The sequence below is a fragment of the Microbacterium azadirachtae genome (assembly GCF_025583665.1).
GTDB classification, from domain to species: domain Bacteria; phylum Actinomycetota; class Actinomycetes; order Actinomycetales; family Microbacteriaceae; genus Microbacterium; species Microbacterium azadirachtae.
The window spans coordinates 1,159,833-1,176,437 of the sequence record NZ_CP099706.1; the positions used below are offsets into that span (position 1 = coordinate 1,159,833).

Annotated in this window: 19 protein-coding genes; 10 read left to right on the forward strand and 9 right to left on the reverse strand. The window is 70.8% G+C overall.

Features of this window, described 5'->3' with window-relative positions:
• Nucleotides 1-40 precede the first annotated feature (40 nt).
• Entirely contained in the window at nt 41-973 is a 933-nt protein-coding gene (locus tag NFX31_RS05480; protein WP_262956947.1) for a hypothetical protein, read from the forward strand.
• 28 nt (nt 974-1,001) lie between these two features.
• On the opposite strand, the gene NFX31_RS05485 is transcribed toward NFX31_RS05480, so the two are convergent.
• Entirely contained in the window at nt 1,002-1,823 is an 822-nt protein-coding gene (locus tag NFX31_RS05485; protein WP_262956948.1) for a class I SAM-dependent methyltransferase, read from the reverse strand.
• Between the two features lie 55 nt (nt 1,824-1,878).
• Here NFX31_RS05485 and NFX31_RS05490 point away from each other — a divergent pair, with 55 nt between their 5' ends.
• Nucleotides 1,879-2,643 carry an alpha/beta fold hydrolase gene (locus tag NFX31_RS05490; protein ID WP_262956949.1) on the forward strand — a complete coding sequence of 255 codons (765 nt, stop codon included), beginning with the start codon at nt 1,879-1,881 and terminating at the stop codon, nt 2,641-2,643.
• Between the two features lie 4 nt (nt 2,644-2,647).
• Here NFX31_RS05490 and NFX31_RS05495 read toward each other — a convergent pair whose 3' ends face one another.
• The gene (locus NFX31_RS05495; protein ID WP_045251411.1) at nt 2,648-3,427 is read right to left on the reverse strand and encodes an alpha/beta fold hydrolase; all 780 of its coding nucleotides are present in this window, start codon (nt 3,425-3,427) and stop codon (nt 2,648-2,650) included.
• A gap of 81 nt (nt 3,428-3,508) precedes the next feature.
• On the opposite strand from NFX31_RS05495, the gene NFX31_RS05500 reads away from it, so the two are divergent.
• Complete coding sequence (locus tag NFX31_RS05500) at nt 3,509-5,278, forward strand: GNAT family N-acetyltransferase (RefSeq protein WP_262956950.1); 1,770 nt, start codon at nt 3,509-3,511, stop codon at nt 5,276-5,278.
• Nucleotides 5,279-5,343: 65 nt separating this feature from the next.
• Nucleotides 5,344-5,505 (forward strand): hypothetical protein, encoded by a 162-nt coding sequence (locus tag NFX31_RS05505; protein WP_175491309.1) that lies wholly within the window; start codon nt 5,344-5,346, stop codon nt 5,503-5,505.
• Here the strand turns inward: NFX31_RS05505 and NFX31_RS05510 are convergent.
• On the reverse strand, nt 5,498-5,839 hold the full coding sequence (locus tag NFX31_RS05510) for a YciI family protein (protein ID WP_262956951.1): 342 nt from the start codon (nt 5,837-5,839) through the stop codon (nt 5,498-5,500). The two genes, NFX31_RS05505 and NFX31_RS05510, sit on opposite strands and share 8 nt — an antisense overlap.
• Before the next feature lie 81 nt (nt 5,840-5,920).
• Here NFX31_RS05510 and NFX31_RS05515 point away from each other — a divergent pair, with 81 nt between their 5' ends.
• The 4 genes from NFX31_RS05515 to NFX31_RS05530 are packed head-to-tail and all read left to right on the forward strand — an operon-like array spanning nt 5,921 to nt 8,596.
• Nucleotides 5,921-6,496, forward strand: a complete 576-nt coding sequence (locus tag NFX31_RS05515; protein WP_262956952.1) for an alpha/beta fold hydrolase — start codon at nt 5,921-5,923, stop codon at nt 6,494-6,496.
• Nucleotides 6,496-7,050, forward strand: a complete 555-nt coding sequence (locus tag NFX31_RS05520) for an isochorismatase family protein (RefSeq protein ID WP_045251415.1) — start codon at nt 6,496-6,498, stop codon at nt 7,048-7,050. Before NFX31_RS05515 ends, NFX31_RS05520 begins: the two co-directional genes overlap by 1 nt.
• Before the next feature lie 59 nt (nt 7,051-7,109).
• Nucleotides 7,110-7,931, forward strand: coding sequence for a DNA-formamidopyrimidine glycosylase family protein (locus NFX31_RS05525; RefSeq protein WP_262956953.1), 822 nt, complete (start codon nt 7,110-7,112; stop codon nt 7,929-7,931).
• A 26-nt stretch (nt 7,932-7,957) separates the two neighbouring features.
• Nucleotides 7,958-8,596 (forward strand): DUF1345 domain-containing protein, encoded by a 639-nt coding sequence (locus tag NFX31_RS05530; RefSeq protein ID WP_258955454.1) that lies wholly within the window; start codon nt 7,958-7,960, stop codon nt 8,594-8,596.
• Here the strand turns inward: NFX31_RS05530 and NFX31_RS05535 are convergent.
• A complete protein-coding gene (locus NFX31_RS05535; RefSeq protein WP_262956954.1) occupies nt 8,580-9,167 on the reverse strand; it encodes a 1-acyl-sn-glycerol-3-phosphate acyltransferase in 588 nt (195 codons plus the stop codon). The genes NFX31_RS05530 and NFX31_RS05535 overlap by 17 nt on opposite strands.
• 95 nt (nt 9,168-9,262) lie before the next feature.
• The gene (locus tag NFX31_RS05540) at nt 9,263-9,562 is read right to left on the reverse strand and encodes a Fe-S cluster assembly protein HesB (protein ID WP_045251419.1); all 300 of its coding nucleotides are present in this window, start codon (nt 9,560-9,562) and stop codon (nt 9,263-9,265) included.
• A gap of 193 nt (nt 9,563-9,755) precedes the next feature.
• On the opposite strand from NFX31_RS05540, the gene NFX31_RS05545 reads away from it, so the two are divergent.
• Nucleotides 9,756-9,914, forward strand: coding sequence for a hypothetical protein (locus NFX31_RS05545; RefSeq protein ID WP_262956955.1), 159 nt, complete (start codon nt 9,756-9,758; stop codon nt 9,912-9,914).
• A gap of 24 nt (nt 9,915-9,938) precedes the next feature.
• Here the strand turns inward: NFX31_RS05545 and NFX31_RS05550 are convergent, their stop codons facing one another.
• Nucleotides 9,939-11,432, reverse strand: coding sequence for an MDR family MFS transporter (locus tag NFX31_RS05550; RefSeq protein ID WP_045251420.1), 1,494 nt, complete (start codon nt 11,430-11,432; stop codon nt 9,939-9,941).
• A gap of 245 nt (nt 11,433-11,677) precedes the next feature.
• On the opposite strand from NFX31_RS05550, the gene NFX31_RS05555 reads away from it, so the two are divergent.
• Nucleotides 11,678-13,561 (forward strand): ABC transporter ATP-binding protein, encoded by a 1,884-nt coding sequence (locus NFX31_RS05555; protein ID WP_420847446.1) that lies wholly within the window; start codon nt 11,678-11,680, stop codon nt 13,559-13,561.
• Nucleotides 13,562-13,601: 40 nt separating this feature from the next.
• On the opposite strand, the gene NFX31_RS05560 is transcribed toward NFX31_RS05555, so the two are convergent.
• The 3 genes from NFX31_RS05560 to NFX31_RS05570 form a co-directional block, all read right to left on the reverse strand.
• The gene (locus NFX31_RS05560; protein WP_045251422.1) at nt 13,602-14,375 is read right to left on the reverse strand and encodes an SDR family NAD(P)-dependent oxidoreductase; all 774 of its coding nucleotides are present in this window, start codon (nt 14,373-14,375) and stop codon (nt 13,602-13,604) included.
• A gap of 65 nt (nt 14,376-14,440) precedes the next feature.
• On the reverse strand, nt 14,441-15,382 hold the full coding sequence (locus NFX31_RS05565; RefSeq protein WP_262956957.1) for a glycosyltransferase family 2 protein: 942 nt from the start codon (nt 15,380-15,382) through the stop codon (nt 14,441-14,443).
• Nucleotides 15,383-15,476: 94 nt separating this feature from the next.
• On the reverse strand, nt 15,477-16,592 hold the full coding sequence (locus tag NFX31_RS05570; protein WP_420847447.1) for a cysteine desulfurase family protein: 1,116 nt from the start codon (nt 16,590-16,592) through the stop codon (nt 15,477-15,479).
• Between the last annotated feature and the right edge of the window lie 13 nt (nt 16,593-16,605).

The window sequence follows — 16,605 nt, forward strand, 5'->3', positions numbered from 1 at the left end:
GAAGTCGTGGAGTTCCAATCAACAACTCGGGGGGTAAATCATGGTCGAGGATGAGTGGCGTCCGCTCGGCGTCGAGTCCGACGACGATATCGCGGAGTATGACGCACTGCACGATGGCGTCCCGTCATGGATGGAGGCCGCCTTCTGGGCTTGGGTGAAAGCTGAGATCACTCGTCACCGGCGGTACCGCGATGGCAGTGGGTGGGTGGCGCACCTCGACGAGGACCTCGCTGAGTCGATGTGCCAGACCCTCCGTGTTCCGCTGCCCAATTTGAGGGTCAACGGCACCGACGCTATGGCTGGCCGGAATCAACTGGACTCAGCCCTCTACGCGCTGACGAAGAATGCCAGTGGGTTGCAGGTGGCCGACTACATTCTCGCGCACGGGAAGGATCCCAAAGGGGACGTGCTGGAAGCTCTATTCCGACGGAGTAAGTCGGCTTGGACAGTAGGATCTCGCTTCGGCAAGCCTGGGTTAGTGCGGCGGGTGCCGCTCGGCGTTCAGGCCGGGGCTGACAGTGTCATAGGTCGAGCGGGGCGAGCGGGTGTTCGGCTTGCCAAGGCCTGGGAGAACCTTTACGGGATCCGACCCAACGCGAGCGAGGCCTACCGCCTTGCGATCCTTGCCGTCGAAGATGCTTCTGTGCCGGTGGTGTCACCGGCCAACACCCGCGCCACGCTTGGCACGGTCCTCAAACATATGGAAGATCAGGGCGACTGGGCTCTTCCTATGTCGCGTGAGGACTCGCGCTCGCCTTCGGGCGACGTCATCATAGGCATGATGCGCACCCTCTGGCACGGCCAGCACGATCGTCACGGTGGACAGCCTACCGGCCCCGGGAATGTCGATCAGGCGGAAGCGATCGTTGCGGTCGGACTCGCGACCACACTCGTCCAGTGGTTCGACGCTGGGTCAATTGCACGGACGGCAAATCGGGTGGGTGACCAAAGCACTGTCCGTCGAGTGCCATGAAATTCGACGGCGGTGCACCGCCGCTGCCTTAGTGTTTGGGTGCTCCTGGGTACACAGGGGTGCTGGTGCTGTCCTGGAGTACGACACTGATGTCAGGTCGCGCTCGCAGCTGTGGAGACGTGGTGGAGTTCAGGTTCAACGTCTGACCCCCACGGTCGTTGAGCGAGCGTAGCGAGACGAAACGCGCGGGCTTCGTCCACTCGATCGTGTGGCGGAAGCCGAGTTGTCGACGGATCACCGCGCCGGGCATCGTCCGCCGCACCGCGTCGCGGATCTGAGTGAGGGCGTATTCCGGCTCCTTGACCGGGAACGGCGGACTCGCGGATCCCGGTTGCACGACCCACGGGTGCCTCACGAAGCCGATGATCGGGTTCGTGATCACCGACGCCGCATCCCACAGGCGGTCGATCACCGAATCAGGTCGTGCCAGGCCGACGCAGAGGAACCGTCCGCCCGGTTTCAGGATCCGGCGCACCTGCGCCAGGGCGGGCTCGAGCTCGAAGTGATGCAGGACGGCGATCATCGTCACGAGATCCTTGCCGTCGGGAACGCGCTCGAGGGGAGCATCGTCCACGGTGACGTTCGGAAGGCCCGCGCATCGGGCGCTGCTCACGCGCCGCATCTCGCGGTCCACCTCGATGCCCTGCGCAACCGCGAAATGCTCGCCGAGCATCGCCAGGAGTTCGCCCCGTCCGCATCCGACGTCGAGCGCCTCGGATCGTCCGGCCGGCAGCCGTGCCGCGACCCAGGGATGGAAGGCGTCGTTGTGGCTCCACGGATGACGCGCGTTCAGGGCGCGCATCGCATCGGCGGCGCGGACCGCGACCCCGCCGCGCAAGGCACTGAGCACCGGCATACCTCAGTGTGACATGGTGCTGTCCGCGCCCACGGCCTAGCGTGGAGCCATGGAGCTGCAGGTCGGCGAGACGCTCGTGCACTACGTCGAGCACGGGGCGGGGCGCCCGGTGCTGGTGCTGCACGGCGCCGGCGTGGATCACCGCGAAGCCGAGGGATGCTTTGAACCGGCGTTCGCGGGAACCGAGGGCGTCCGACGGATCTATCCCGATCTGCCGGGGATGGGACGTACGGCGGCGAACGGCCTCGACAGTGCCGCGGATGTCCTCGACGTCCTGTGCGAGTTCGCCGATCGCGTCACCGCCGGCGAGCCGTATGTGGTCGTGGCGCATTCCGCCGGTGCGCACTTCGCCCTCGCGATGGCCGCGCGTCAGTCGTCCGCCGTCGCCGGGCTGGCCCTGATCTGCCCGCTCCTGCCGGACATCCGCGAGGTGCCGGAGCATCGCGTGATCGCCGGGTCCGGCGACCTCGGCGACGAGATCTTCCGCGAGTACTTCGTCGTGCAGACCCCCGAGATGCTCGACCGGTACGAGCGGCTCGTCGTCCCCGGGATGCGGCTGGCCGACGAGGCGGCGATGGGGCGGATCGGTGAGCGCTGGGACCTGCCGGAGGAGGGGGCGGCGTACGACGGTCCGGCTCTGGTCGTGGCGGGGCGGCTCGATGCGACGGTCGGCTTCGCGGCCGCGGTCGATCTCGCGGACCGCTGGTTCGGCGCGACGGTGGCCGTGGTCGACGGGGCGGGGCACGCGCTTCCGCACGAGAAGCCCGATCTGCTGCGCGCGCTGATCCAGGACTGGCTGAGACGATCCGCGTAGACCCTCAGCCGCGCCGCGCGACGTCGTGCTTCAGTGCCTGGGGCCAGGTGTCCACGTCGACGGGGTCGCTCGCCACCGAGAGGGTGGCGCGGGGGAGCAGCGAGGCCAGCGTCTGCGCTGTCGAGAGCGGGTGTCCCGGGTCGTCGATCCAGGCCAGGATGCTGGTCGGGACGTCGATGCGCGCGATCGCCTCGGGGGCAGGCAGATCGCTCATCGCGGCACCGCGCAGGAGCGAGGGGAGCAGCGCATCGGCGACATCCGGCACGGTCTCGGGCGCGCCCGCGGTGGCGGGAGGCGGGGTCCCTCCGCGGTGGGCCGCGATGAGGGCGTCGACGCCCTCCGATTCGACGAGATCCGCATCGTCCCGGTAGTTCTGCGCCTGCGCCGCGCGGGTCTCCCAGGCGGTCGGCGGCACCATGAGGGTGAGCCCGACGAAGCGGTCCGGTTCTCGCGCCGCTGCATGCAGCAGGGTCGCCGCGCCCATGGAGGGTCCGACGCCGTGCACCTGCTCGCCCGGGAACCAGTGATCCAGCAGCCGCAGCAGGTCGTCGGCGAGCGTGGGCCAGGCGTAGTCCTCCGCGAGCTTGCGGCCGGTGGATCTGCCGTGGCCGCGCGCGTCGTACCGCAGCAGCCGGGTGCCGCTCAGCCCCCGGCCGAGGTCCAGATTCAGCACGCGGTCCCTGGCCCGGCTCGAGGTCAGGCCGTGCAGCTGCACGACCGGGTGCCCGCCCTCGTCGCTGAGCGCGACGGCGAGCTCGGCACCGGCGACTTCGAAGGTGGGCATCGGGTTCCTTCCGCTCCCGCGACGCGCATCGGATCCACACGACACGCTGAGGTCAGAGTAGCGGGACGTTAGGGTTCTCCCATGCGGCTGACCCATGTCACGCAGTTGCGCCTCCCGTTCGGCCGGCTCTGGGGGTACGACGTCAGCGCCTCGGAACTCGGTCGGCACCTGCCCGTCTCGTTCGACCAGCGGATCCACGTCGGACTGGGAGACCGACCGGGATCCTGGATGGCGATCTCCTTCCGCCTGCCGGGTCGCGCGACGAAGGAGATGCTGGCCGACGCCTGGCTCGCGGTGATCGCACGTCACGGCACCCTCCGCACGGCCTTCGCGCGGGGCGACGACGGGCAGCCCCAGCTCCACGAGATCAGGATCGACGGCGGCACCTGGGTGGAGCACGAGATCGCTCCGGGGCAGGCGGTCAACGATGCCGTGCGCGAGGTGCTCGATGCGGCGTGCTCTCCCTATCGCCGTCCCTCGTACCGGCTGTGCGTGCTGGAGAACGCGACGGGGGTCACGGTCGTGATCGGCGCGGACCACGCGCACGTCGACATGTGGTCGATGCTCGTCATCGCTCGCGACCTCATGACGGCGCTGGATGCGGGCCGCGAGGACCGGGATCCGTGGTCAGCGCCGGCTGCCGCGTTCGTCGAGCACACGACATCATTGCTCGAACGTCCTTCGGCTCCGGAAGACGTGCGCCGACGGTGGGCCGACATCATCCGCGACAGCGGGGGAGCGATGCCGAGGTTCCCCTTGCCGCTGGGCCCGCCCGAGCCGCACCGGGAGAGGGTCGAGGTGCGCGACGTGCTCGATGCGGACGACAGCGCCGCCTTCGAGGCCCAGGCGCGGGGCGACGGCGTCTCGACGCTGGCGCTCGCCGTCGTCGCCATGACGGCGGTCACCCGCGCGCTCGCCGGCACGGCTCTGCGTGCGATCTTCCCGGTGCACAGCCGCTACGAGCAGACGTGGCACGACTCCGTGGGCTGGTTCATCACGAACTCCGTGCTGGAATCCGCCGTCGCCGAGCCGCGCGAGGCGGCCGCAGCGGTCAAGGAGGCCGTGCGGCTGGGGTCGTGGCCGCTCGCCGACGTGCTGGAGCCCTGGGGTGGGATGCCGGTGGCGCCGGGCATGTTCGCGATCTCCTGGCTCGATCTGCGCCGGCTGCCGGTGCGGATCGACTCCGTCGGGCTCGACGCGCAATACGTCGGTGCCGCGATCGACACGGACGGCGTCATGCTCTGGTTCATCCTCGACGAATCCGGGCTTCACCTGCGATGCCGGTACCCTGACACGGCGGAAGCGAGGGCGAACGTCGGGGAATGGCTCGACCTGCTCGTCGCGCGCCTGCGGACCGACGCGCGGACGTCGGTCCGGGGCCTGCTCCGCGCGGGGGACCGCACCTACCGCATGGAGCGTGCGGCCCGGGCGGACATCCCGGCGATCGCCGCGCTGCTCGCCGACGACCCCTTCGGCGCGGAACGGGAGGACGTCGAGCTCGGGAGGTACGAGTCCGCGTACAACGCGGTCATCCGCGACCGTTCGAACTTCCTCGGGGTGGTGCGGGACGACGCCGGCCGCATCGTGGCGACCATGCAGCTGACGGTCATCCCCGGACTGTCCCGCGGCGGATCCACCAGGCTGCAGATCGAGGGTCTGCGCGTCGCGCCTGCGGAGCGTTCGCAGGGTCTCGGCACCGCGATGGTGCAGTGGGCACATGAGTTCGGACGGTCGCGCGGAGCGACCCTCGCCCAGGTGACCACCGACGAAGCCCGGGATCGGGCCCGCGCGTTCTACACCGGGCTCGGCTACCGGACGGCGCACGTCGGCCTGAAGCGACCGCTCGACTGAGTTGCGCATCGGCCGTCCGTGGACGGCGGGGCGTACGCTGGCGGTGTTCCCGAGGAGGTGCGGCCATGTCCGACATCGAAGAGCGGTCCGAGTCCGCGCACGTCCCGGCGCCCGGCGAGCCGAGCATCCCGGAGCTGGAAGAGGACGAGAACATCGCCCCGCGCCCCGAGGAGGAGATCGCGGATCTGCTCCGCGCCGAGCCCGACACCGACGAGCACGTCAGCTGACGCGGCGGACCTCCTGCGGCCAGCCGCACGCCTCGGCGATCCTGCCCGCCCACTGTTTCGCGTCGTCCACGTCGGCGACGTCGATGATCGTGAGGCCGCCGATGTACTGCTCCGCCGGTGCGAACGGTCCGTCCGAGATCACGGGCGTCCCGCTCGACGCGTCGGCGGTGAAGGCCGCGTCCATGTCCTCGTGGACGCCTCCTGCGAAGACGAGCACGCCCGCATCGCGCATGTCGGACACGACGGCGTTGCAGAGCGCGCCCCGCTCGGCGAACCACTCGTCGCTGTGCTCGCCGACCCACTGCTGATGGAAGTAGATGATGTACTGGCACATCGCCGCTCCTCGCCGGATCCCGTGACTCCCGCGATGCTACGCCGCAGGGGGAGCTTCGGGGAGACTCGATACGATGGCTCGGTGACTTCCGAGAACAACAGCATCTTCGAACCCGATGGCCGCGCGATCCCCTACGTCGACGAGATGTCCGAGGGCGACGGGCCCGTTCTGGTGCTGATCCCGGGTCGCGGCCTCGAGGGCGGCGCGCTCGGTTCGGTGGCGCACATCCTTGCCGGCGAGGGCATCCGGGTGCTGCGGATCGGCAGTCGCGCCGACGACGCGGCGACGCTGGAGGAGCGGGTCCAGGACGCGAGCGACGTGATGGATCACGTCGGCATCGGCGCGACCTGGATCGGCGGACACGGGGTCGGCGGCACGGTCGCGCGGGCCCTCTCGGCCAAGCGCACCGATCGCGCCCTCGGCGTGCTGCTGCTCGGTGTCGAGGACGTCGACGTTCCCCTCGCTCCGGCGGTGCCGATCCTGATCATCCAGGGATCCGAGGACGACGTGATGCCGCCGGCGAACGGCGAGAAGCTGCGGGCATCCGCGCCGGAGCGCGCCAGCCTCGTCACGATCGAGGGCGGCGGGCACCTCTTCCCCGTGAGCGACCCGGTCGACACCGCGTTCGCGATCGAGGACTACCTGGCCTGGGACTGATGAGCGCCGGATCTGCCGATACCCCGGAGCGCACCGTCGTCGTCGTGATCGACATGCAGGCGGGCGTGCTCCCCGGCTGCTTCGACGAGCAGGGGGTGCTGTCGCGCACCGATGCGCTCGTGCATCGCGCTCGCCGCGAAGGCACGCCCGTGGTGTGGGTGCACCATGACCCGGTCGGCGTGGGCACGCCCGACTGGGAGCTCGCGGAGCCGCTCCGGCGCACTGAGGGCGAGCCCCTCGTCCGCAAGAGCTACCGCGACGCGTTCGCCGACACGGACCTGCGCGCCGTGCTGGACGGCTACGGTGCGACGCGGCTCGTCGTCGCGGGCGCCCAGTCGGATTTCTGCGTCCGCACGACGACACAGCGCGCGGCGGCGGAGGGATACGACGTGACGCTCGTGCGCGACGCTCACACGACGGTCGACACGTCGGTCGACGGCGTCGCCATCTCGGGCGAGCAGATCATCGCGCACACCAACATGTACTTCGCCGGCCTGCGGTACCCGGGGCAGGAGTTCGCCGTCGCGCGGCACGACGAAGTCGCGCTCGCCTGACCTCACCGCGGTCGGCCGACCACCGCGCCGATGTCGGCTCCCGGTGCGAGGATGGGCGCATGCCCGAGTCTCCGGAGGTGCAGGCGCTGGTCGAGTTCCTCGACGAGCGGATCCGCGGTCGCGCGATCGCGGCGGTCGACATCGATGAGTTCCGCGTCGTCAAGACGCGCGAGAGGCCGCCGGCGTCGCTGGTCGGCGCCACCGTCGGAGGCCTCGCCCGCTTCGGCAAGCATGTGGGCTTCGACACCGCGGCGGGCTGGCTGATGCTCGGCTTCGGTCGCAACGGGTGGATCCGCTGGCTCGACGCGGGGGAGTCGCCGGGCGACGAGCCCGTTCCCGAAGTCGCCCGGATCGTGCTCGACGACGGCGCGGCGATGCGGATCGTCGACACCGGCGACTTCCTCGGCGTCACGCTCTCGGTGGTCGACGTCCCGCGCGATCTGTCGGGGATCGCCGCGCTCGGACCGGATCCGCTGTCCGAGGACTTCTCGCGCGAGGAGTTCGATCGGGCGCTGGGGACGCGCCGGAAGCAGATCAAGGCCCTGCTGCAGGAGCAGTCCTCTCTGGCCGGCATCGGCAACGCCTACTCGGACGAGATCCTGCATCGCGCGCGGATCGCGCCCGCCGTGCACGCGGCGCTGCTCGACGACGAGCGGGAGCGGCTCTTCCAGGCCACCGTCGACGTGCTGCGCGGCGCCGCCGCGGATCGGCGCGGGGTGCCGCCGCACGAGCTCAAGCAGGCCAAGGTCGCCGCCATGGCCGTGCACGGACGCGGCGGTGAGCCCTGCCCGGTGTGCGGCACCACGATCCTCGACCGCACGTTCGGCGGTGCCTCGGCGCAGTTCTGCCCGCACTGCCAGCCGGAGCATTCCGCGGCATGACGCGGCGCGCGGGATAGCATTCCGGGGTGAGTCGGCTTCCCCTGCACCATCGCTGGCGCGTGCGCATGGCCGTGGCTGTCCTGACCGGCGTCGCGGCCGGCTTCCTCGTGACCCCGTTCCTGGGGCTGGCGGCGGGCCTGCTCGCGGCGTGGGGCGCGCTGTCCCTCGTCAGCACCGTCTGGATCCTGCTCGTCACCTGGCGCATGGATGCCGCGCAGACCCGCACGCACGCGACCGAAGAGGATCCGGGCCGGCGGATCGCCCGCCTGATCGCCGTGACCGGCAGCTTCGTCAGCATCGCCGCGGTGCTCGTCGTGGTGCTGCAGGCCCGGCATGCGCACGGATGGACGCAGTTCGCACTCGCCGGGATCGCCGTGCTCAGCGTCGCGGCCTCCTGGGGCCTCATCCAGACCGACTACATGCTGCGGTACGCGAAGCTCTACTACGACGGATCCCGCGGCATCAGCTTCAACCAGGACGAGGACCCGCAGTACACCGACTTCGCGTACTTCTCGGTCGGACTCGGCATGACCTATCAGGTCGCCGACACGAACGTGACGCGCAACACGATCCGCCGGATCGTGATCGCGCAGACGACGATCGCCTACGTCTTCGGCGCGCTCATCCTCGGCACGATCATCAACCTCGTCACCGGGCTGGGCTGACCGCGGGGAGTTCCTCGCGCAGGCGCGGTTCGGTGCGACGCTCGGGGCGCACGCCGGCCTTGTCGGCGTAGAAGGCGCGGATGAGATCCATATCGGCGCCCACATCGCCGGTGAGATCGAGGGTGGGGCCCAGACCCGTGGTCCTGGTCGTGCGATCGACGAACCCGAGCGTCACCGGCATGCCGGTCTCACGGGCGATGCGGTAGAAGCCGCTCTTCCAGTGCGCGTTGCCGCCCCGGGTGCCGTCGGGCGTGACGACGAGACCGAAGACCGATCCGCTGCGGATCTGTGCGACGACCTCGCCGACGACGCGCGCCGGATCCGTGCGGTCCACGGGGATCCCGCCGAGACGGCGCATGATCGGGCCGCGCCAGCCGCGGAACAGGCTCTTCTTGCCCAGCCAGTGCACGTCGATGCCGAGTCGCCATGCGATGCCGAGCATGAGCACGAAGTCCCAGTTCGAGGTGTGCGGAGCGCCGATCAGCACGGTCGGGCGCGACGGCGCAGGCTCGCTCTTCAGCGTCCAGCGGCTGAACGTCCAGAACACGCGGGCGGCGAGGCGTTTGAGCATCCGTCCACCGTAGGGCCCGGCGTATGCCGTCCTCCGCATGAAGAGGGCCCGGGCGGACGAGAGGATCGTCCGCCCGGGCCCGGGGCGCAGGACCGTCAGACGGCCTGCGGCAGAAGGGAGAACGACACGGCGCCCTCCTCGTTCACGTTGGCGTCGAGGACCTTGTCGTCCAGGACGATGGCGGCCTCCCCTTCCAGGAAGACCGGGGCGCCGGGCAGATCCAGGATCTGATCGTCCGGCTCCGGCGCGACGACCACGTCGGCGGCGAGGCGGGGTTCGCCCGTCGCTGCCGGTGCATCGGCCGTGTGGATGCGCAGACCCGCGCCTTCCGTGTCGGTGCGACGACGGACGAGCGTGGTGACGAGCGCGGTGGCGTTGTCGGTCAAGGTGAGCACGAGGCACTCCTTCCGGTTGCGGACATGTCGCGGTCACGACATGTCCGGGCCACGATTCCTCGTCCGCGCCGACCTCTCAACCGCCCTGCGGCGTTTCGGCCCGATTCGGAGGCTCTTCCCACCTACGGGGAGATGTCGGAACCGTCGTGATCGGCACCGCCCCGACCGTCGTGCGCAGGCGTACCATCGAAGGATGACCACCGCAGCCGGATCCGAGCAGCACACCCCCGCGGACGCCGAGCGTCCGACCCTGGGGAGCGCTCCCGGGCTGACCCTGCTCCCCGGCCTCGACGTCGATGCGGTCGGCCTGTGCACCGACGGCTACTGCCGCCTCCCCGGCGCGAAGGATTGATCCCGCGCCGGGGAGAGCCTGGCGTCAGTGCATCGCGGGTGCGGAGCCCTCGTCGCCCGGGGAGTCGCCGTGCGGCTGGTCTTCCGGCTTGCGGATGATGAACGCGCCGAGGATCGTCACAGTCGCGATGACCGCTCCGATCACGAACGTGCTGCGTGAGCCCGCAGCGACGGCGTCGGCCACCTCGGTGCCGCCGTTCGCGTTGACGATGAGCGTGAACACCGCGATCATCACGGCGATGCCGGCGGCGCCCGCGACCTGCTGCACGGTGCCGATGACCGCGCTGCCGTAGGAGTAGAACTTCGGCTTCAGCGAGGCCAGCGATGCGGTGAACAGGGGCGTGAACGACAGGGCGAGACCGATCGACAGCAGCGTCTGCGCGACGAGCACGATCCACACGGAGGTGGTGGTGGACAGCGTCGTGTAGAACCACAGCGTGGCGGCGGTCAGGATCGAACCGGGGATCAGGAGGACCTTCGTGCCCCGGGCGTCGTAGATGCGGCCGATGACAGGTCCGAGCAGACCCATCGCGAGCGCACCCGGCAGCAGCACGAGGCCCGCCTCGGTGGTCTCGAGACCCAGCGCCTTCTGCAGGAACAGCGGGATCACGGTGAGCGTGCCGAAGAACGCGAGCGACAGCAGGAACATCTGCACCATCGAGAGGGTGAAGTCGCGCGAGGCGAACACCCGCAGGTCCAGGAGCGCGTCGTCCTTGCGCTGCAGGATCACCTGACGCCAGAGGAACGCGATCAGGCCGAGCACGCCCACCACGAGCGCGATCACCAGCGGCGCGGCGGTGCCGCCGCCACCGGCGAGCGCGCCGATCTGGCTGAGACCGAACACCAGCCCGCCGAAGCCGAACGCGCTCAGCACGATCGACAGCACGTCGAGCGGCGCGTCGGTGCGCTCACCGACGTTGGTCAGCCAGCGCCAGCCGATGAGCATCGCGGCGAGGGCGATCGGCAGCACGACCACGAAGATCGCGCGCCAGCTGAAGTGGTCCAGCAGGAAGCCCGACAGCGTCGGACCGATCGCCGGGGCGAGCGAGATGACGATGCTGACGCGGCCCATCATCCGCCCGCGGGTCGCCGGCGGCACGAGGTTCATGAGCGTGGTCATGAGCAGGGGCATCATGATCGCGGTGCCGGAGGCCTGCACGATGCGGGCGATGAGCAGCACGGTGAAACCCGGGGCGAGCGCGGCGATCAGCGTGCCGGCGGAGAACAGCGCCAGCGCGCCGAGGAACATCTGCCGGGTGGTGAAGCGCTGCAGCAGGAAGCCGGTCGTGGGGATCACGACGGCCATGGTCAGCATGAACGCGCTCGTGACCCACTGGGCGGCGAGCGGCGTGATGGAGAGATCGTCGATGAGGTGCGGGATCGCCATGCTCATCGTCGTCTCGTTGAGGATGGCGACGAACGCTGCGGCGAGGAGCACCCAGATGACCGCCATGTCTCGGCGGGGGATGAGGGCGGACCCGGCGCTGGTCGGCACGGATCCGGTTTCGATGGCGGACATGTGTTCCTCCGGCTCGGCGGGGGCGAAAAACAGGGGATGTGGTGCTGCAGAGAAGCAAGCGACTCTCAGCGTAACCACAGGGTCGGACATTCCATTCCCGCGGGGGGTCGGCGCTGCTCTCGGCAGCGTTGCGCCTTGAGCGGACGAGGACCACGGCGGCGCCGTCGCGTCGGTGTGGGGACGTACGCTTGCGAGGTGCCGCGGGTGCCCTCGACCCCGGCAGGCAGGGGTAGCGGATGAGCATGATGGCCAGGATGGGCGGCGCGCGCGGCGGCCGCCCGGTCGACGAGGCGGCGCAGCGACGTCAGAACGCCGAGGCCCCGCGCATCCCCGATCTCGGGCGCAGGGTGGTCGCCCTGTTCCGTCCCTATCGGGGCCGGATCCTCACGACCGGTCTGCTGGTCATCCTCGGCGCCGCGCTCGGCGTGATCCCCCCGCTGCTGGTGCAGCGCGTGTTCGACGACGCGCTGTTCCCGCACGGCGGGACCGGTCCGCAGCTCGGCCTGCTCGTCGTGCTCGTGGTCGCGATGATCGGCCTCTACCTGCTCTCCTCGGGGCTCGGCGTCGTGCAGACCTGGCTGACCTCGACCGTCGGCAACAGTGTCACGGGCGACCTGCGCGTGCGTCTCTTCGAGCACCTGCAGGCGATGGAGCTGGGCTTCTTCACCCGCACCAAGACCGGCGTCATCCAATCCCGGCTGCAGAACGACGTCGGCGGGGTCTCCGGCGTGCTCACCAGCACGGTGACGAGCATCCTGGGCAACACCGTGACCGTGATCGCCTCGCTCGTGGCGATGATCCTGCTCGACTGGCGGCTCACGATCATCGCCGTCTGCGTCATGCCCATCCTCGTGCTGGTGCAGCGCCGCGTCGGCCAGGTGCGCGCGCGGATCGCGGGTGAGACGCAGGAGTCGCTGTCCGAGCTCACCGCCATCACGCAGGAGACCCTGAGCGTCTCCGGGATCCTGCTCTCCAAGTCGTTCAACCGGCAGCGCTCGGAGTCGGCGCGCTACCAGGCGCAGAACCGCACGCAGATCCGCCTGCAGGTGCGCACGGCGATGAGCGGGCAGGGCTTCTTCGCCGTGGTCTCGGTGCTGATGTCGAGCGTGCCGGCGATCATCTACCTCGTCGCCGGCTTCCTCGTCGCCGGAGGCACCGGATCCATCACCGCCGGCGCGATCGTCGCCTTCACCACGGTGCAGGCGCGCCTGCTGATGCCGCTGATCGGCCTCATGCGCGTGGCTCTGGACGTGCAGACCTCGCAGGCGCTGTTCGCCCGCATCTTCGAGTACCTCGACATGGTGCCGCAGATCACCGACGCCCCCGACGCGCTGCCGGCGACCGAGGCGCCCGGGCCGCGCGGACTGCTCGAGTTCCGCGACGTGCGATTCCGCTACCCGGATGCGTCGCCCGCGGCCCGGGACACGCTGCAGGGGATCTCGTTCACCGCGGAGCCCGGCCAGCACGTCGCGTTCGTCGGACCGTCCGGGGCGGGCAAGACCACGATCCTGTATCTGGCGCCGCGTCTCTACGAGGCGACCGGGGGAGCGGTGATGTTCGACGGCGCCGATGTGCGCACGCTCACCCAGGAGTCGATCATCGACGAGATCGGCATCGTCTCCCAGGAGACCTACCTGTTCCACGCGACCATCCGAGAGAACCTCCTCTACGCGAAGCCCGAGGCCACCGAGGACGAGCTGATCGCCGCGTGCACGGCGGCCAACATCCATCACGTGATCGCCGGCTTCGAGCAGGGCTACGACACCGTGGTCGGCGAGCGCGGGTACCGCCTTTCCGGCGGCGAGAAGCAGCGGATCGCGATCGCGCGCGTGCTGCTGAAAGACCCGCCCGTCCTGCTGCTGGACGAGGCGACCTCGGCGCTGGACACCGTCTCGGAACGCGTCGTGCAGGAGGCGCTCGACGAGGCCGCACGGGGCCGCACGACCCTCACGATCGCGCACCGCCTGTCGACGGTGATCGGCGCCGACGTCATCCACGTCGTGCAGGAGGGACGGATCGTCGAGTCCGGCACCCACGCCGAGCTGCTCGCGCAGGGCGGGCTCTACGCCGACCTCGCCGCACAGCAGGTCGCCGGGGCGCAGATCGACACCGACGTCCGCTCCGCCTGACCGCCGCTGCTCCACGCGGCGGCCAGGCGGTCGCGACGGCTCAGTGCGCGCTCAAGCCGCCGTCGACGAACAGCGAGTGGCCCGTGACGTACGCGGATCCGGCACCCGCGAGGAACACGGCTGCTCCGGCGAAGTCGGAGGGCAGCCCGTTCCGGCCGATCATCGTGCGGGCCGCGAGCGCCGCGATCTGCACAGGGTCCTCCTGGAGACGCGCATTGAGGGGCGTGAGCACGAACCCGGGCACGAGGGTGTTGCTGGTGACGCCGGTGCCGCCCCACGCCTCGGCCTCGGAGCGCATGAGCGATTCGACGGCGCCCTTCGAGACGCCGTAGATCCCGCTGCCGACGAAGGCGCGATGCGCCTGCTGCGAGCTGATGTGGATGAGGCGCCCGTAGCCGCGCTGCGCCATGCCGACGGCGTAGCGCTGGCCGAGCAGGAACGGCGCGAGCGTGTTCACCGTCATCGTGGCGTCCCAGTCGGCCTCGGTGATGTCGGCGAACCGGGGGCGGATGTTGATGCCGGCCGAGTTCACGAGGATGTCCGGCTCGCCGAACGGACGTGCCGCCGCCTCCGCCGCGGCATGGATCCCCTCACGGGTGGCGAGGTCGCCGACGACCCCCGCGGCCCGGCAGCCGGCGTCGGCGAGCTCCCGCACGGTCTCGTCGATGCGATCGGCACCCCGGGCGACGATGACCGTCGCGGCGCCCGCGCGGGCGAGGGCGGTCGCGATGCCGCGGCCGATGCCCGAGCTGCCTCCCGTGACGATCGCGGTGCGCCCCTCGAGGGAGAACAGGTCGGAGAGATAGGCGTTCATGGTGATCCTGATTCTGGACCGACCGGTGCGCTCAGGGCGCGCCGGTCGTCCGGGCCGGGCCGCGGCTACCAGCGCAGCGCGGCGGCGAGAGTGGGGTCCACGCGGGCGTCGGCGAACTCGGGGAGTGCCTCGAGCTCTTGCGCGAACGCTCGCACCGCCGCGGGATACGCGGAATCGGTGTGGGTGCCGGCGATCTCCTGGAGCGGCGGCAGATCCATCGCGAGGATGAGCTCGAGCCTAGCGGTCACCGCGGCGTGCGCGCCCGCCTGATGCAGCACCTGGATGCCCCCGCGGAGCGCCGCGAGGTAGTCGCGCAGCACCCGGAGGCGATGCTTGCCCTGCGTGATGGAGGATCCGTCCTCGCGCAGCCTCCAGCGCACGACCGTGTCGGGGATGACGTCGAAGGCACGCGCCGTCGTGTACATCCGCTGCGCCACGATCTGGTCCTCGTACGCGACCCCCTCCGGGAAGCGGAGGTCGTGCCAGAACGCGGTGCGGCTCACCTTCGACCACGCGACGATGTTCGCCGAGGCGGCGGGGTGCGCGAAGATCGTCGTCCCGAGACGTTCGGGCGCGGTCGCCGCCGCCACCCACGGCTGCACCCGGCCCGGCGCGTACTGGGTGCCGTTCCACCGGGAGCGCACATACGCCCCCGCGACGAAGTCGCTTCCGGTCTCGGCGAGCGTGCCGGTCAGGCGTTCGAGCGCGGCGGGCGTCAGCTCGTCATCGCCGTCGAGGAAGCCGAGGTACTCGGTGTCGACGAGTTCCAGCGCCGCGTTGCGCGCGCCGCCGAGCCCGCGGGCCTCGGTGTGCCGCAGCACGGTGAAGCGCGGATCCGCGCTCGCCGCGGCCTCGAAGATCCGGCCGGTATCGTCCGCGGATCCGTCGTCGACGAGGATCGCCCGCCAGGCGGTGGTGGTCTGCGCGCGCAGCGAGTCCAGGGCGGCTGGCGCGTAGGAGGCGATGTCACGGCCGGGCACGATCACGGTCACGAGCGGGGCGGGCACCTCGCCAGTCTAGGAGCGCGGACGAGGCGCGGGGGCGGCTCGGCCTTCCTCTCGCTCGGCGCGCGGACGAACCGAGCGCGCGCGGCCCGTGCCGCTACGTGCGCACCGCGGCGACGGCGTCGGCGACCAGCGCTGCGAGCCGTTCCGGGCCGTCGCCGGCCAGGCCCGTCCGGCCGAACGTGAAGCGCACCGACGTCTGCGCGACGGCCGGCGCCAAGCCGCACGCGAGCAGCACGTGGGAGGGCTCGTCACTCCCGGCGGCGCACGCGGAGCCGCTGGAGGAGACGACCCCGCGACGCTCCAGCTCGAGCAGCACGGCCTCCCCGGACACCTCCGGGAACACGAAGCTCGCCGTCGCGGGCAGGCGCCGCACCGGGTCGCCGGTGAGCCGCGCCGAAGGCACCGCGTCGAGCACGCCGGCGATGAAGCGCGCGGACTGCGCGCCCACCCGGGACGCGGCCTCTGCGCGCTCGGCCTCGGCCAGGTCCAGCGCCGTCGCCAGGGCCACGGCGCCCGCGACGTTCTCCGTGCCGGAGTGGCGCCCGCGCTCCTGGCCGCCGCCGTGCACGAGAGGCTCGAGCGGCACGCGACCGCGCACGGCGAGCGCTCCGATGCCCTTGGGAGCGCCGAGCTTATGGCCGGCGATCGCGATCGCGTCCGCGCCGAGCCCGTCCAGCGGAAGCCATCCGGCGGACTGCACCGCGTCGACGTGCACCGGGATCCGGCCCTGAGCCGCCGCGGCGACGATCGCCGCCACATCCTGGATCGTGCCGATCTCGTTGTTCGCGTGCCCGACGGCGATCAGGGCGGTGCCGGGGCGGATCGCCGCGGCCACCTCGGTGGGATCCACGCGGCCCGCGTCGTCCACGGCGACGAGCGTGGAGACGACGCCGTGGAAGCGCTCGAGATAGCGCACGGACTCCAGGATCGACTCGTGCTCGATCGGGGTCGTGATCACGTGCGTCGGCTCGTCGGATCCGTCCGTGCGGGCACCCGCCGGTGATCCGCCTGCGTGGGCGGCGAGAACGATCCCCTTCACGGCGAGGTTGTTCGCCTCGGTGCCCCCGGCGGTGAAGACCACGTCGCCCCTGCGCATGCCGAGCACGCGGGCGACCCGGGCGCGGGCGTCCTCCAGCGCGGCGGCGGCGGACTCGCCGACGGTGTGATGGCTGGAAGGATTCCCGAAGTCGCGCGTGAGGAAGGGAGCCATCGCCTCGAGCACT